Consider the following 15,846-nt stretch of genomic DNA (forward strand, 5'->3'; position numbering starts at 1 on the left):
GCGGACAGGGAATGACCTGATTGTACTCTTTCCTGCCCAGGAATGCCGTCCATGCGAAAACAGGGACCCTCATGGGGTCCCTGCAGGTTGAAGCTCCGATCAACGGTTCAGACGACGGGTCACCAGGGTCTGGGCCTCTTCCAGAGCGGCCTTGATGGTCACACCATTGTTCAGCACCTTGTCGAGGGCCGCAGCGAACGCATCGTTGGCAACAGACTCCAGACGGTTGGACTCGATGCCCTTCACATTGTTGGCGGCGCGAACCCACATGGGTCGGGCCACCTGTCCACCGAGGAAGTCCACAGGCTGACGGAACAGCGCATCGTTCTGGGCAGACTTCAGGGAGGGGAGGGAGCTGTTCACCCGGAAGGAGTTCAGCTGCACTTCACGGTTGAGGGAGAAGAATTTCAGGAATTCCCAGGCCAGTTCTTTGTTTTTGCTCTGCTTGGGGATGGCCATGAAGCTTCCACCCCAGGTGGCGTAGCTTTTCTCGGGAAGGTCCACAGCACGCCATTTGCCTGCCGTGTCGGGAATCAGGCCACGCATAGTGCCCTCAAACCAGGCCCCGAAAGGCTGGGTGGCAATGCGTCCTTTGTTCAGGCCATCGGTCCACTCAGGACTCCACTCGGCGATGTTGGCGTCCAGTTTGGCGTCACGCACCTGCTTGGCCAGGGTGATGGCCTGCACGAAACGGGGGCTGGTCAGGACAGGGTTGCCTTTTGAGTCAAAGAAGAGGCTTTCCCCATTGGTGACTTTTGCACGGATGTAGGCCTGGGCCACAAAGCCAGCGTTGTGGAGCAGGTAGGCACCAGTCTTCTCTTTGATTTTCTTTCCTGCCTGGATGTAACTGTCCCAGCTCTTGGTCAGCTGTGAGGTGGTGACGCCTGCCTTCTTGAGGATGTCGTCACGGTAGAAAAGGGTACCAGGTGCAATGTCTGCAGGGAACACGTACATGCCGCCGTCAGGGTTGGTGGCCTGCGCCCATGCGTAAGCAGTGACCTGTTTCTGGTACTGTTTGCCGTTGTAAGGGGCTTTCAGCAGGTCTTCGAGACCGCCAGACTCACCGAATTTTGCCACAAATCCCACTTCCACACAGGTGACATCTCCTGCACCAGAGCCGGTGGCAAGTGCAGTGGTCAGGGCGTTGTGGTGGTCACCATAGGCCAGGGTGTTGACTTTGATGTCCACGTCGGGGTGGAGCTTTTTCCACATGGGAATGGCGGCTTCCACCGAGACATTCATGTTGGAGAAGCAACTGACGGTGAGGGTGGCTGCCTGGGCGGTGCCGTAGGCAGAGAGGGCAACAATCAGACCAAGAACGCGTTTCATCTTAACTTTCCTCCTCAGAGAGAACAGGGCGTATGGAAGCACATCTCTGGCTTTCAAAAGAATCCTGAAAGCAGAAACATGTCGTGCAGGCACGGGTGAAGGCGTCCATGCCTGCACGGCTGGAACAGAAGTGACCTTTGACAGCAACACCCGTGAAGGGCTGCGGTCTGTGGATCACAGCGAAGAGAATTGAAAACGTTTGCTCAAGAGGATTCTACTGGATGTCCTGCAAAATCCGCATATCAAAATGAAGCGAAAATTCCTGAGCGAACGTGTTGATTCGTAACAGCCTGTAACAATTCATGTGCTCAGAAGCAGAGTGGAAAATTCCGACATGAAAAACAACGCCCAGGAAGTGCTTTTTCATATGACAGCCTCAGGACGGCTTGCTGGACCAGGATGCATGATGAAACAAAACTTTCAAAAAGGCGGGTTTCTGATGAAACTCCTTTTGGATTTCAGGGCAGATTCCTGAAACCCAGTGCGTGGCAGGGGTCCCTGATATGACCCGATGAGCACTTGAAAGGGCTAAAACGGCAGCAAGGAGAAAGGTTTTCTGAGATTCAGCCCTAAGAATTGGGGCCGATTTCCAGCACAATCATCCTGGGTGCGCGGAAATCTGGGTTCAACACATTGGTCAAACGTTTTCCCAGAAAAAGACCGGGCCATGAAGAGGCCCCATCTCCTGTTTTTTGATCCTGACTGTCAGATCTCTCCTGGCTTGCAAGGTTCTGCCACCTTTCAAGGCTCTGCCCTTCCTGCAACTTGAGCAGCACCTGAGAAAAAAAGGCCTCCCAGAGGGAGGCCATCAAACAACACAAGACCTTAGCCTTTGACCCCACTGCCAATGGCGGCCCCTTCCACAAAGTACTTCTGGAAGGCGAAGAAAATGATGATCACCGGGAGCATCACCAGAATGCTGGCGGCCATCAGGTACTGCCACTGCACTTCCGAAGCAGTGCGAAAGAACTGCAGGCCGACCTGCAGGGTGTAGAGTTTGTCGCTGTTCAGGTACAGCAGAGGACCCACATAGGAATCCCAGGTGCCCTCAAAGGTGAAGATGGCGACGGTGGCCAGGGCAGGTTTGGAAAGGGGAACCATCACCTTCCACCAGATCCACAGGTCGTTGGCTCCGTCCACCCGTGCAGCTTCAGAGAGTTCGTTGGGGATGCCCAGGTAGAACTGCCTGAGCAGGAAGGTGAAGAAGGCCCCTGCAAAGTAGCTTGGCACAATCAGGGGGAGGTAGCTGCCCACCCATCCCAGTTTGGAAAACAGGATGTACTGGGGAATCATGGTCACCATGCCGGGAATCATCATGGTGGAGAGCAGGATGGTGAAGAGGATGTTTCTACCTGGGAAACGCAGTTTGGCAAACCCATACGCAGCCAGAGAGCAGGACAGCAACGTTCCCACAATCACTGCAGCCGTATAAAGGGTGGTGTTGATGGTGTACCGGGTGAAGGGCGCAAGGGTCCAGGCCTGCACGAAGTTTTCCCACTTGATGGGGCTCGGAATCCAGATGGGAGGATTGGCATACACCTGCACATCTGGCTTCAGGGCGGTGGAAAGCATCCAGAGCGCGGGGAACAGGATTAAAGCACTGATGATCACCAGCAGCACGAATGCCATAAACTTGCCCACCCGGTCAATGAATCGGGAGCCTGTGCCTCCTCTTCTGGTGGTGGCGATGGGGAGATTGTCGGTGGTCATTCTTTGGCCTCACCTTCGTAGTACACCCAGCGTCTGGAGAAGTGGTTCTGGACCAGCGTGATTGCCAGGGTGATGAACAGCAGAATCCAGGCCATGGCAGAGGCATAACCCATCTTGTAGTCTCCGAAGGCGGTCTGCCACATGTAGAGCCCGTAGAAGAGGGTGGAGTAGGACGGTCCACCTTTTCCTCCTTCCGACATGATCAGGGCCGCTTCCCAGAATTGCAGGGCGGCACTGATCCCGGTGATGAGTTTGAAGTAGATGGTGGGGCTCATCATGGGCACCGTGATCTTGAAGAACTGCTGCATCGGGCTTGCACCGTCCAGGTTGGCCGCTTCGTACAGTTCCTTGGGAATGCCCTGCAGACCTGCCAGGTAGATGATGTATCCCCCTGCTGCGCCCCACATGCTCATGATGATGAGGGCAGGTTTGGCCCAGGAGGGATCTCCGAACCAGAAGGGAGGGTACTTGATGCCAATGGACCTCAGGAAGGTGTTGATGGGGCCAAAGTCAGGGTTGAAGACCCAGAGCCAGAGCAGAAGCACTGCAACCCCGGTCAGCACCTTGGGCAGAAAGAAGATGGTGCGAAACACCCGCTGTCCAGGGATTTTCTGGTTCAGGAGCACCGCAATGGTCAGGCCCACTGCAATGCTGAGGGGCACCGCAAAGACCGCGTAGAAGGCCGTGTTTCCGAGGGAAATCCAGAAGAACTGGTCATCGAAAAAGAGCCTCCTGTAGTTGTCGATGCCGACCCAGCGCATCTGGCTGGTGATGTCGTAGTTGGTGAAACTGGCAAACAGGGAAAACAGCATGGGTCCTGCGGTGAAAATCAGGAATCCGAGCAGCCAGGGCATGATGAACAGGTAGCCTGTCAGGGCCTCCTGCCTTCTGAGTCTGGACATCTTAGCCATGTGTGCCTCCGGGTGTGCGTGTGCCGTGCATGGTTGCGGCCTCCTTCTGGGCAATCCTGATGGGGCACTGGGGTGGACTGGGTCCACCGGCCTTCATCGATCCTCGCTTTATTTACTTAAATATATTAAAAAATTCCGGATTTTGGTATATGCTGTTTTTACAAGACCTTCCCTCACCCCCCGGCAACCCTCTCCCTCCTCGCTGCCAAAGGAGAAATCCCTCTGATGATCACCACTGAAAATCCTGCGAATGTGCTCGCCATCGACATTGGCGGGACCAAACTCGCGATTGGCATCGTTTCAAAAGACGGGGACCTCCTGGCGTCGCTGCGTTGTCCCACTCTGGCCCATGAAGGCCCCGATGCCGTGCTGTCCCGCATTCTGGACCTCAGCCGCACCCTGCTGAAAGACCACCCTGTGACCGCAGTGGGGGTGGGCTGCGGAGGACCTCTGGACGCAGAAAAAGGCATCATCAAAAACCCTCCCAACCTGCCAGGCTGGCTGGATTATCCCCTGGGGGACCTGTTGAGACAGAACCTCGGCCTGCCCGTTTTCATCGACAATGACGCCAATGCTGCAGCCCTTGCCGAGTATCGTTTCGGGGCAGGACGGGGCACCCGGCACATGGTCTACCTGACCCTTTCCACCGGGATCGGAGGGGGCATCATCATCGATGGACGGCTGTACCGGGGCAAGCACGGCAATGCCGGAGAACTGGGGCATATCAGCATCAAACACGATGGCAGGAAGTGCAACTGTGGCAATTCAGGCTGTCTGGAAGCGTATTGCTCGGGAACCTCCATCGCGAAAAGGGCCAGAGAACTTGCTGCCGAGCACCCCGGTTCTGTGCTCGAAAAACTCGCCGGAACCGTTGAAGGCATCCGGGCAGAAACCGTGCTGGAAGCCCTGCGCCAGCAAGACCCCCTCACCACCTCCTTCTGGGAAGAAACGCTGGACATGCTGGCTTCCGGCATCACCAGTGTGATTCATACCTTCGACCCCGAGCGCATTGTGCTGGGTGGAGGCATCACCAACTTCGGCCCCCTGCTGTTTGAACCCCTCAGGGCACGCGTCAACAAGATCACCATCCCAGACCTGAATGCAGGTGTGGACATCGTTCCTGCGGAACTCGGAAACCATGTGGGCATTCTGGGCGCAGCAGCGGTGGCCCTGCAGCATCAGGAACAAGAGGTTCTGGCATGACCCATCAGGACATTTTTGAAAAATACCATTCCGAACACCTTCAGGCCTTCACCGCCCTCCGTGAGCACGCCAGCGAACTTGGTGAGATCGCCCGCACCTGCACGGAAGCCATCCTCTCGGGCAAAAAACTCCTGATCTGCGGGAATGGCGGAAGTGCAGCAGACGCCCAGCATTTCGCAGCCGAACTCACCGGACGCTACCGTCGGGAACGGCATGCCCTCCCTGCGCTTGCCCTCACCACCGACACCAGTGCCCTGACCTGCATTGGCAACGATTACGCCTATGAAGATGTTTTTTCACGTCAGGTGGAAGCCCTGGGCCAGGCCGAAGATGTGCTGATCGGGATTTCCACCAGTGGCACAAGCAAAAACGTCCTGAAGGCCATTGAGGCTGCCCGGAAAAAAGGCCTGAAAACCGTGATGCTCACGGGAGGACGGGAAGGCAGCAGCCCAGTTGCAGACCACACCCTGAAGGTCCCGAGCACCACCACCGCCCACATCCAGGAGATGCACATCTTCTGCATCCACGTGATCTGCGAAAACATTGACGAAGCCGTGCTGGAGAAAAGCAATGCCTGAAACCGACACTGACACTGCCCCTCATACCCCCAACTCCACCCGCAAGAAAGCCGTCTTCCACATGATCGGCAACGCCCACATTGACCCGGTGTGGCTCTGGAACTGGCAGGAGGGGTTTCAGGAAGTGAAAGCCACCTACCGCAGTGCCCTGGACCGCATGAAGGAATACCCCGATTTTGTCTTCACCTGCTCTTCGGCAGCCCATTACGCCTGGGTGGAAGAGAATGATCCTCAAATGTTTAAAGAAATTCAGGATCGGGTGAAAGAAGGCCGCTGGGAAATTGTGGGCGGATGGTGGGTGCAGCCCGACTGCAACCTCCCCTCTGGAGAAGGCTTTGTCCGGCAAGGCCTGATCGGGCAGCGGTATTTTCTGGAGAAGTTCGGCGTGACCGCAAAGGTCGGATACAATCCTGACTCCTTCGGACACACCATCACCCTGCCCCAGATCCTCAAGAAGAGTGGCATGCCCTATTACACCTTCATGCGGCCCGGTCCCCATGAACAGGGCCTCCCCTCCCGGCTTTTCCACTGGGAGTCTCCAGATGGAAGTCGCGTCCTGACCTTCAGGATTCCCTACGAGTACTGCACCTGGGGCAAAAACCTGGAAACCCACATCAAGAAGTGCACCACCGAAATCCCCGATACCAACGAACTGATGGTGTTCTATGGGGTGGGCAACCACGGGGGCGGTCCCACACGCGAAAACATCGACTCGATTGTTCAGCTGAATGAAGATCCCTCACTCCCTGAACTGACCCTCAGCAGCCCCAACCGTTACTTTGCTGCTGTGGAAAAGCGAGAGAAGATCCCGGTCTGGTCTGACGAACTGCAACTTCACGCTGTAGGGTGCTACGCCGCGCACTCAGGCATCAAACAGTGGGTCCGCAAAGCTGAAAACATGCTGATCCGGGCCGAGAAGTTTGCTGCACTGGCCCACCACGTCACCGGACAGCCCTATCCAAAAGCAGAATTCACCCGTGCCTGGAAAAACGTGCTGTTCAACCATTTCCATGACATTCTGGCCGGAACCAGCATCGAGAGCGCCTACGACGACGCCCGCAATGAACTGGGAGAGGCCCTGAGCATCGCCTCGAGGGCCCTGAATTTCGCGGTGCAGAGCATGAGCTGGAAAGTGAACATCCCCATGATCGAGGGCACCAAACCCATCGTGGTGTTCAATCCTCACGCCTGGGACGCAACACTCCCCATCGAGATGGAATACGGCGGCCTGAAGCCCGGAGATGTGCTGACCGACGATCAGGGAAGAGAAGTTCCCTACCAGACGGTGCGCAGCGAGGCCACCGTTTCAGGCTGGCGCAAACGCATCACCTTCATGGCCGACCTGCCTGCTCTGGGTTACCGCACCTTCCGCATGAAACCCGGAGAAGCCCAGGAAGCCAGGGAACCCAGAACCGACCTGACCCTGGAAAATGAGTTCCTGAAAGTCACCTTCGACGAAGAGCTCGGAGGCATTTCCAGCATCTGGGACAAAGAGCAGGGACTGGAAGTGCTCAAAGCCCCTGCGGCCAGAGGGGCCATCTTCACGGACACCTCGGACACCTGGAGCCACGGCATTCTGCGTTACGACCAGCTTGAAGGGTACTTCAGTGGCGAGAGCCTGAAGGTGGTGGAGGAGGGTCCAGTCAAACGCACCATCCGCATCCGTTCGGTGTACCAGAACAGCACCCTGATTCAGGATGTGAGCCTGTTCACTGGTTCCCGCCATCTGGAAGTGAAAGTCACACTGGACTGGCATGAAAAACACAGTGTTCTGAAACTGCTCTTCCCCCTGATGCTGCATTTCCCGCAAGCGACCTATGAAGTGCCTTACGGGACCATCACCCGACCTGCAGACGAAAACGAGAAACCCGGACAGACCTGGCTGGACCTGAGCGGCGTGTACCGGGCCACCGGAAGCATCTACGGGGTGAGCCTCATCAACGACGCCAAGGCCAGTTACAGCATTCAGGACACCTCTCTGGCCCTCACTGTGCTTCGCAGTCCCATCTACGCCCACCATGACCCTTACGTGCCTTCTGAAGAGAAGGACCACCGGTACATGGATCAGGGGGAACAGCGCTTCACCTACCTGCTCCACCCCCACACAGGAACCTGGAGGGACGCCAAGACCGTGCAGCTCAGCCAGACGCTGAATCAGCCTGCAGTCGCCATCATTGAGACCTACCACGATGGTCCTCTGCCCCAGTCCCAATCCTTTGTCAGAGTGGATGCAAAAAACGTGGTCCTCAGTGTGGTCAAGCAGGCTGAGGCAGGCGAGGATCTGGTGCTGAGACTCATTGAGACCAGCGGCCAGGACACTTCTTTCAGACTTGAAGTTCTGGGGCAGTCCTTTGAACATCACATCTGTGGATATGAAATCAAAACCCTGATGCTGAAAAACCAGCAGTTGATCGAGACAGACCTGCTGGAACAGCTTTAAGCACATCAACATCCAGAGTTATCAGAAGTGAGGTGCAAAAGCACCTCACTTTTTCATGCGTTTCTCCATACCACTTCAGGTTTGTGCTCCAGACAGCAAGAGAAGATGAGAAATCAAAATGCAGGACATTCTGATCAAAGTCCTGTAGGAATGTCTACATCCGGCATAACCGGACACACTTAGGGTAAGGCCGTATCACACAGATGCTCTGACTTGCAGGACATCTGATTTGAAAGGAAGGTGTTTTACATGCGTAAATCCAGATGGTTGATTGGCCTTGCCCTGTCTGCGGCACTCACAGCTTCTGCCCAGGCGACAGACCTGCACTTCAGCGCGCTGGCAAAACTGCAGCAAAACAACCAGAATCAAGGAAATCAGGGGAATCAAGGAAACCAGGGCAACCAGGCCACCCAGAACAGTGCCAGAGCCCTGACCCTGACAGACCGCGCATTCATCATGAAAATGGCGATGGGAAACAATTATGAAATTGCTGCTGCACAGCTTGCACTCAACGCCTCGGGCTCGAATGAAGTCAAAAACTTTGCCCAGCACATGATGGATGATCACACCAAGATGGGCCAGCAGTTGCAAAATGCCGTGAAAAACGTTGCTCCTGACCAGACACTGCCCCAGGGCACCAGTGCACGCCACCAGCGTCTGCTGGATCGACTGAAGAATGCGGGCAACCGTTTTGATGCCGAGTACAAGGCCCAGCAGGTGATCGTCCACAAGGAAACGCTCGCGCTGCTCCAGCGGTACATTGCCAGTCCCCATGCGAACGCCACCATCAAAGCTGTGGCACAGAATGCTGTTCCTGTCGTGACCATGCACCTTGAGATGGCCCAGCAACTGCCTGCTGGAACAGGAAACAATGGTGGGGGAAACAACAGCAGTGGTGGGGGCAATGGCCAGTAAATGGGTTGACTGGTGAACATCTCACACCTGGCTATCCCGTCTGGCCTTTGTACAGAACAGGACCTCTCGGACTGAGGGAGCACCATCCCTCAGTTTTTCGTTTTCAGGCTTCTGGGTCACAGAAACATTTCTACAGGGTGCTGTCAGTCACCTTTGTAACAGCACCCTGTAGGAATGTCTACATCCTGTACAGGTCTCACTTGTTAGGGTAAGACCGTTGGACCTCGAAAAAGCAGTCTGGGGTCCCCAAGAAAGGTGGTACATCATGAAAGGTACATCCCGTTTTATTGTGGGTCTGACATTGACAGTTTCTCTGCTGACCTGTGTTGCTCTGGCGCAAACCACACCTGAGCAGCCCACACCACCTCCTGCTGAACAGCCTGTGACCCCTCCTGCAGACCCACCGATGGACATGCCTGCAGATCCAGCGGCCCCTGCCACACCGGCCCCCACCAGTTCGGACATGAGCACCACCATGATGGATCAGGTGGACATGAGCAAGACGTTCACCATGACCGACAAGAACTTTGCCATCAAGATGCACACAGGCAACAACTACGAAATTGCTGCAGCCCAGATTGCCCTGACCAAATCCAGCTCTGCTGCTGTCAAGGCTTTTGCGCAGCAGATGATCACCGACCACACCAGCATGGACCAGCTCCTGATGAATGCTGTCCGGTCCATCAAGCCTGAGCACATGGTGCCAGGTCTGCTGACCCCCAAACAGCAGTTGATGCTGGACCGCCTGAACGCTGCCACTGTGGATTTTGATGCTGAATACAAGGCACAGATGATTGAGAGCCACCAGGAAACCCTGGACCTGCTGCAGATGTTCATCGACAGCAAGTATGGAAACACTGTGCTGAAAGGTGTTGCTCAGGGGGCAGTGCCCGTGGTGACCATGCACCTCCAGATGGCCCAGGGTCTGGTCCTCTGACAGACCTTCAGGAACACCTCAAGCAGGAACCCCTCAGGGCCGCAGTCATGAGGGGTTCCTGCTTGAGGGAACGGATTCACTGGCCCACCATCAGAGGGCCAGTGAATTTGAAAAACATTTCAACTGATCTCAGCCAAAACCGTTCAAAGCCTTCCACTGTCCTGATCCTGATGGTCATTTTGGGGGAACAAGTCGCCTGAACAGACTGTTGTTTAAAGATATCACCCTGCTCACCGTCTCACTCCACCAAAAAGAGGCAGGGGAGTCAGCCTGCCTCAGGAGAAAAGGGAAATTGAAGATGGGAGTGAAGTTGTCCTGTTGCCGCAGGTCAGACTGTTTTTACTTGTTGAAGTCTCGCTTGCCTTCCTGAACGATTTTTTCCACAGTTTTCTGGGCTTCGTCCAGGGCTTCTTTGGGGCTGCGTCCACGCAGGATCACATCGTCCACCGCTTTGTTGACGGCGGTTTCGTAGGTGGGTGCGTACACAGGTGCGGGCATCACGAAGGTGTATTTCATGTTGCCAACCAGCTTCTTGAAGAGGGGGTTGGTGTTGGCAGTCTGGGCGGTGCGGGATGCAGGCAGGTCGTTCTGCTCAACGGCCCAGATCTTGGCCCCTTCGGTGGCAAGGTAACGGGCAAAAGCATAGGCTTCTTTGGGGTGTTTGGTGCCTCTGGGAATTTCGAGGTTGAATCCACCACCCCAGGAGGTCATGTTGCCGGGTTTGCCATTGGGGGTGGGCACTGCAACCATGCCCCACTCCATGTCAGGCGCGTTGCGCTGCAAGGTGGTGATGTAGTTGCCGTTTTTGACCACCATGGCGACCTTGCCACTCATGAACTCGTCCTGGCCTGCTCCCCCGAAGGAGGCTTTGAAGCTGGAGTAATTCTGTGATCCGTAACGGTCGGTCCACTTCTTCATGAATTCGAGGGCTTTGACCGCGTTGGCGTTGTTCACGCGGGGATCTTCGAATTCCTTGTCGAAAAGGGTGTCTTGCAGGTTGCCGACCCATCCGGTGTAACCGTAATCCCCAAAATTGGGGTGGAAGCCCATGCGGGTGTAGCGGTCCCCGTCTTTCTTGTCGAGCTTGTTGGAGTAGTTCCACAGGTCATCCCAGGTTTTGGGGGCCTTGTTGGGATCGAGACCGACTTCTTTGAAAGCTTTCTTGTTGTAAAACAGCATGCGGGTGTCGGTCACGAAAGGCAAGGCGTATTGTTTGCCTTTGTAGGTCCCGGTGGCGTACAGGTTGGGGAAGAAGAGGTTTGCAGATTTGTCTGCACCCAGGGCTGACAGATCGGTGATCTGGTTTTTGGCAGCACGGAACCTGGAGGTGCGGATGTCGATCACCACCACATCTGGTGGGTTGCCTGCGGCCACCCCGGCCAGGGTTTTGTTGATGATCTGGTCGAAGGGAATGCCCGTGTACTCCACCTGGATGTTGGGGTTTTTGGCGTTCCAGTTGTTGATGATCTTGTCGATGGTGGGTCTGCGCTGGGCACTGAGCCAGTGCGCCCAGAAGTTGAGTTTAACCACTTCTTTTTTGGCTTGAGCAAGGCTGGTTCCCATTCCAAGCATGGAAAGACAGGAAACGGTGAGGAGCAGCAGGTGACCTTTACGCATGTGACCTCCTTGGAGTCATCAGGGGTTGTACGTTGTATTTATTTTTTAATTGTATTAAATAATTGAGATTCGTCAAGGGGGGCCAGAAACATGAAGGGTCCATCTGCACTCAAGGTGGACAGCATGAGAAAGGTGCAGCACATCAAGAACCAGAGGAAGGCTGATGCTTTCCTCTGGTTCTGGTGTCCGGGCAGGTTCAGGCTGGCAACACCTTCACCAGCACAGCGCCATGTGCAGGGACTTCTGCCGAAATCTGGTTCGAATGCTCCGTGACTTGTGCACCCGTCCACAAATTGCTCACTGTCAAAGAAGCGTTCAGACCCATCAGAGTGCCATTCACCTGAATGATGTCAGGTTCCATCCCCGTGTTGAACAGGGCCAGATAGGTCTCCCCTGCCTCTCCTCTGGCCGTCCAGACCACCTGATCTCCCCTGCGGAAAAGCTGTCTGTTGCCTGTGGAGGTTCTGTGCATGTGCAGAACCTCCCTGTTGGTCAGCAAAGAGAGGGTGAATGGGTCCAGATCCCGCAATTCGCCACCAAACATCAAAGGGCTTTTGGCAATGCACCACAGGGTCATCAGGGTCCTCTGTTCATCCTCAGAGAGGCGGCACATGCGGTCTGCCCCTCCCCCATCCACCGAGCGAATGCCAATGTGACCCAGAGGAAGCATGTCTGCATCAGGCCAGTGACCGGGACCTGCATGCTGGCTCCATTCATGACAGCGGTCAAACATCACCTGCACATGCTCCCAGTGGTCCCACAGGTCATCGGTCATGCGCCACATGCTGGCATGGTGCTTGAGGTGTTCTGCGGCGTGCAGGGCTGCGGGGCCAGGAGAGAGGCTGAGAACCATCTCACGGCCACAATGGTCGATGGCATTGCGGATCAGCTCCACTTCTGGCGCATGGTAGCCATAGAGCCTGGAGGCTGCAATGTCATCCACCTTCACAAAATCGACACCCCAAGAGGCATACAGTTCAAAAAGCGAGTTGTAATAGGCCTGGGCTCCCTCTTTTGAAGCATCCACACCGTACATGTCGGTGTTCCAGGGACAGATGGAATTGGGATGGGCGATGTCCCGGGCCGTTGCAGACGTTCCTGAAATGGGGGTGTTGTGGTGCACCGCCTGCCTGGGAATCCCTCGCATGATGTGAATGCCAAACTTCAGGCCCAGGCTGTGCACGTACTCCGCCAGAGGCCTGAACCCCAGGCCTCCTGCAGCACTGGGAAACCGGTTGGCCGCAGGGATCAGGCGGGAGAATTCATCCATTTCCAGCGGCACAAAGGGACGGTACTGCGAAGAATACGCTCCTGGTTCATACCACTGGATGTCCACAATGACGTACTCCCAGCCCAGGTCCCTGAGGTTCTGGGCCATGTATTCGGCATTGCCACGCACTTCAGCTTCTGTCACAGAAGCACCATAGCAATCCCAGCTGTTCCAGCCCATGGGTGGGGTTTGGGCAACAGTCATAGGTTCAGGGGCCTCACTTTGAAGGCGTAGATGGTCTTCGAGTGGAAAGCCTGACCAGGCCGTAAAACGGTGGAAGGGAACCGGGGTTTGTTCGGGCTGTCCGGGAAGTGCTGGGTTTCCAGACACACCCCCAGGTGCTTTTCGTACCTGCGACCATTTTTGCCGGTCACCGTGCCATCCAGAAAGTTTCCAGAGTACAGCTGAATTCCCGGCTCGGTCGTGAAGGTCTCCAGCACCCTTCCAGAAACCGGCTCGTACAGGGTGGCCGCATGCCTGAGTCCACTGTTCCGCAACACAAAATTGTGGTCGTAGCCTCCGGCAGTGCGCAGGTGCACATCATCCATGTGGATGCGGGCTCCAATCGTTTGTGGGCTCCGGAAATCCAGAGCGGTGCCTTGCACTGAAAGCAAGTCTCCTGTGGGAATCAGGTTGCTGTCTGTGGGGGTGAACTGATCCGCATAAAGGGTCAACTCATGCCCCAGAATGTCGGTTTTTGCACTCCCCGAAAGGTTGAAAAAGCTGTGGTTGGTGAGGTTCAAGATGGTCGTCTGGTCCGTGCTGGCCTGGTAATCAATGTGCAGCTCATTCAGATCCGTCAGGGTGTAGGTGACAGTCACCTGCAAATTGCCGGGGTAGCCCTCCTCACCATCAGGACTCAGGTGTTGCAGCCTGACCCCGACCCCTCGATCATCGACAAAGCCACTTCCAGACCAGAGGACCTGATCAAATCCTTTTGGTCCGCCATGCAGGGAATTCGGGCCATTGTTCTGGGCCAGACGGTAGGTCCTCCCTTCCAGATCGAATTGGCCTCCAGCAATGCGGTTGCCAAACCTGCCGATGGTGGCCCCGAAAAACTGGGCGGTGCTGCGGTCCAGATAAGGCTCCAGACTGTGGTGCCCCAGCACCACATCTTCAAACTTGCCCTGGCGGTCCGGGGTGCGCAGGGACACCAGCACTGCCCCAAACTCGGAAATCTGGGCGGTCAGGCCACTTGCGTTGCGCAGGGTGTAAAGGGAAACCTCTTCCCCTGAAGGCAGGTGTCCCCAGGGTTCACGGTGAACAGAAGGCGAAATGGGCTGGGTTCTTGTGGGCATGACACTCCTTGAAGGGAAATGTGGGAAGGGCGAGTGCACCACCCGCCCTGAAAGGTTACAGCAGGGTTCATCTGGAGAAACGGAGGGTGGCCATGCTGTGCGGGGGCAGAGTCAGCTTCCAGGTGTTGTCCTCTTTGTACACGTCCAGAGGCTGCAATGAGATCCGTTCTGGCTGGTCATAAGTGTTGGTGGCGTCTGGCGCAGGGCCAGAGAGGAGCTGGGCAGACAGCAGGGTTTCAGGCAGGTCATACAGCATGATCTGGCTTTCTTCGCTGATGTGGCGGTTGATGAGGGTGAGGTTGGTGTTGCCGTCTTTCTGGCTGGCGGTGGCGGTCACACGGGGCATCTTGAAGACCCGATCTGTCTGAACCTCCACATGACAGCTGGTCGCCCCGATGTGGTGCTCGTGCAGCTTCAGGGCGTGGTAGGTGGGGGTCAGGAACATCTTCTCCCCTTCGGTCATGGCGACGCTTTGCAGGACATTCACAATCTGTGCCAGGTTGGCAAGACCCAGGATGTTCGCCTGTCTGTGGAAGCCCTCAAGGGCAATCCCCACGGAGAGGGCATCCCGCAGGGTGTTGGCCTGCTCGAAGTTGTTGGGGCGACTGTCATCATGAGGGCCAGGACCCCAGGGGCGGGTTTCTGGGTGCCACACCCCGTATTCATCCATGGCCACCTTGATGTTCTTGCGTCCTCTGACGTATTTGTCGATGGTGCGTTTGGCCCGCACAATCGCTTCCTCGGTGGTGTCCGCCTCCGCCAGCAGGGTGTAATAATTCTCCTCCGAGAAACCTGTTTCTGCGCCCCCATCAATCCAGTAGGTGTGCACCGACAGGTGATCGATCAGGTCGATGTGGTCCTGGATGTGCTCCATGAAGATCTCGTTCCAGAAGGTCTCCATGTGGTCTGCACGGGCAGCGGCCACCTCATCGTTTCCGACAGCAACGAGTTCCACCGAGGGGTCCACATGCTTCATCATCACGCCATAACGCTTGAATTCTGCAGCATAGGTCTTTGCATCGTAACGCCCACCGCAGTCCCAGCTTTCGTTGCCCACGCCCCAGAGTTTCACATCCCAGGGGTCTTTTCTGCCGTTCTTCTGGCGTTCACGGGTGACGGTGGTGTCTGCAGTGCCACTGGTGTATTCCAGCCAGTCACACATCTCCTGCACGCTGCCTGAGGCCATGTTTCCGGCCAGATAGGCTTCAGATTGCAGCAGCTCACACAGGTCCATGAATTCATGGGTGCCCAGTTCGTTGGTGTCCGTCACGCGGGTGCCGCAGGAGATGCCCAGCCTGGGGGTGCGCTGCCCGATGCCATCTCTCCAGTGGTAGTGGTCTGCGTAACACCCCCCGGGCCAGCGGATCATGGGAACAGGCATCTGCTGCAGGGCAGACACCAGATCATTCCTCCAGCCCCTGGTGTTGGGAATGCTGGACGAAGGCCCAACCCAGAGGCCGTCATAACAGCAGCGGGCAAGGTGTTCTGCGAAGTGGCCATAGAAACGTGGAGAGATCAGGCCAATGGGGGTGGTGATTTTCAGGTGGGTGGTGTTGGTTGGTGTTGTCATGGGTGGGGGTCTTTCTGGGGATGGTTCTTCAAGAGCAGAAGGCTGAAGGCTTTTTCTGCTGGCAAGAG

At 56.1% G+C, this 15,846-nt stretch carries 13 protein-coding genes; 6 read left to right on the top strand and 7 right to left on the bottom strand.

What is annotated here, in order from left to right; translation table 11 throughout:
* Window positions 1–99: 99 nt before the first annotated feature.
* Window positions 100–1,329, bottom strand: a complete 1,230-nt coding sequence (locus DC3_RS11720; RefSeq protein ID WP_146884562.1) for an ABC transporter substrate-binding protein — start codon at window positions 1,327–1,329, stop codon at window positions 100–102.
* 334 nt (window positions 1,330–1,663) lie between these two features.
* Between DC3_RS11720 and DC3_RS29110 the strand changes: the two genes are divergently transcribed.
* Window positions 1,664–1,804, top strand: coding sequence for a hypothetical protein (locus tag DC3_RS29110; RefSeq protein ID WP_186815981.1), 141 nt, complete (start codon window positions 1,664–1,666; stop codon window positions 1,802–1,804).
* A 350-nt stretch (window positions 1,805–2,154) separates the two neighbouring features.
* Here the strand turns inward: DC3_RS29110 and DC3_RS11725 are convergent, their stop codons facing one another.
* A complete protein-coding gene (locus tag DC3_RS11725; RefSeq protein WP_146884563.1) occupies window positions 2,155–3,039 on the bottom strand; it encodes a carbohydrate ABC transporter permease in 885 nt (294 codons plus the stop codon).
* The gene (locus DC3_RS11730; protein ID WP_146884564.1) at window positions 3,036–3,950 is read right to left on the bottom strand and encodes a carbohydrate ABC transporter permease; all 915 of its coding nucleotides are present in this window, start codon (window positions 3,948–3,950) and stop codon (window positions 3,036–3,038) included. The genes DC3_RS11725 and DC3_RS11730 overlap by 4 nt, the downstream gene beginning before the upstream one ends.
* A 225-nt stretch (window positions 3,951–4,175) precedes the next feature.
* Here DC3_RS11730 and DC3_RS11735 point away from each other — a divergent pair, with 225 nt between their 5' ends.
* The 5 genes from DC3_RS11735 to DC3_RS11755 all read left to right on the top strand — a co-directional run bounded on the left by DC3_RS11735 (window position 4,176) and on the right by DC3_RS11755 (window position 10,023).
* Entirely contained in the window at window positions 4,176–5,153 is a 978-nt protein-coding gene (locus DC3_RS11735; protein ID WP_146884565.1) for an ROK family protein, read from the top strand.
* Complete coding sequence (gene gmhA, locus DC3_RS11740) at window positions 5,150–5,731, top strand: D-sedoheptulose 7-phosphate isomerase (RefSeq protein ID WP_146884566.1); 582 nt, start codon at window positions 5,150–5,152, stop codon at window positions 5,729–5,731. The genes DC3_RS11735 and gmhA overlap by 4 nt, the downstream gene beginning before the upstream one ends.
* Window positions 5,724–8,171 carry an alpha-mannosidase gene (locus tag DC3_RS11745; protein ID WP_146884567.1) on the top strand — a complete coding sequence of 816 codons (2,448 nt, stop codon included), beginning with the start codon at window positions 5,724–5,726 and terminating at the stop codon, window positions 8,169–8,171. The genes gmhA and DC3_RS11745 overlap by 8 nt, the downstream gene beginning before the upstream one ends.
* A 249-nt stretch (window positions 8,172–8,420) precedes the next feature.
* Complete coding sequence (locus DC3_RS11750) at window positions 8,421–9,086, top strand: DUF4142 domain-containing protein (RefSeq protein ID WP_146884568.1); 666 nt, start codon at window positions 8,421–8,423, stop codon at window positions 9,084–9,086.
* 265 nt (window positions 9,087–9,351) lie between these two features.
* Window positions 9,352–10,023, top strand: coding sequence for a DUF4142 domain-containing protein (locus DC3_RS11755; protein WP_146884569.1), 672 nt, complete (start codon window positions 9,352–9,354; stop codon window positions 10,021–10,023).
* Between the two features lie 339 nt (window positions 10,024–10,362).
* On the opposite strand, the gene DC3_RS11760 is transcribed toward DC3_RS11755, so the two are convergent.
* The 4 genes from DC3_RS11760 to DC3_RS11775 all read right to left on the bottom strand — a co-directional run bounded on the left by DC3_RS11760 (window position 10,363) and on the right by DC3_RS11775 (window position 15,778).
* Window positions 10,363–11,640 carry an ABC transporter substrate-binding protein gene (locus DC3_RS11760; RefSeq protein ID WP_146884570.1) on the bottom strand — a complete coding sequence of 426 codons (1,278 nt, stop codon included), beginning with the start codon at window positions 11,638–11,640 and terminating at the stop codon, window positions 10,363–10,365.
* A 196-nt stretch (window positions 11,641–11,836) separates the two neighbouring features.
* The gene (locus DC3_RS11765; protein ID WP_146884571.1) at window positions 11,837–13,114 is read right to left on the bottom strand and encodes a glycoside hydrolase family 27 protein; all 1,278 of its coding nucleotides are present in this window, start codon (window positions 13,112–13,114) and stop codon (window positions 11,837–11,839) included.
* Window positions 13,111–14,208 (bottom strand): aldose epimerase family protein, encoded by a 1,098-nt coding sequence (locus DC3_RS11770; protein WP_146884572.1) that lies wholly within the window; start codon window positions 14,206–14,208, stop codon window positions 13,111–13,113. Before DC3_RS11770 ends, DC3_RS11765 begins: the two co-directional genes overlap by 4 nt.
* 67 nt (window positions 14,209–14,275) lie before the next feature.
* A complete protein-coding gene (locus DC3_RS11775; RefSeq protein ID WP_146884573.1) occupies window positions 14,276–15,778 on the bottom strand; it encodes an alpha-N-arabinofuranosidase in 1,503 nt (500 codons plus the stop codon).
* Window positions 15,779–15,846: the final 68 nt, after the last annotated feature.

The sequence above is a fragment of the Deinococcus cellulosilyticus NBRC 106333 = KACC 11606 genome (assembly GCF_007990775.1).
Lineage (GTDB): Bacteria > Deinococcota > Deinococci > Deinococcales > Deinococcaceae > Deinococcus_C > Deinococcus_C cellulosilyticus.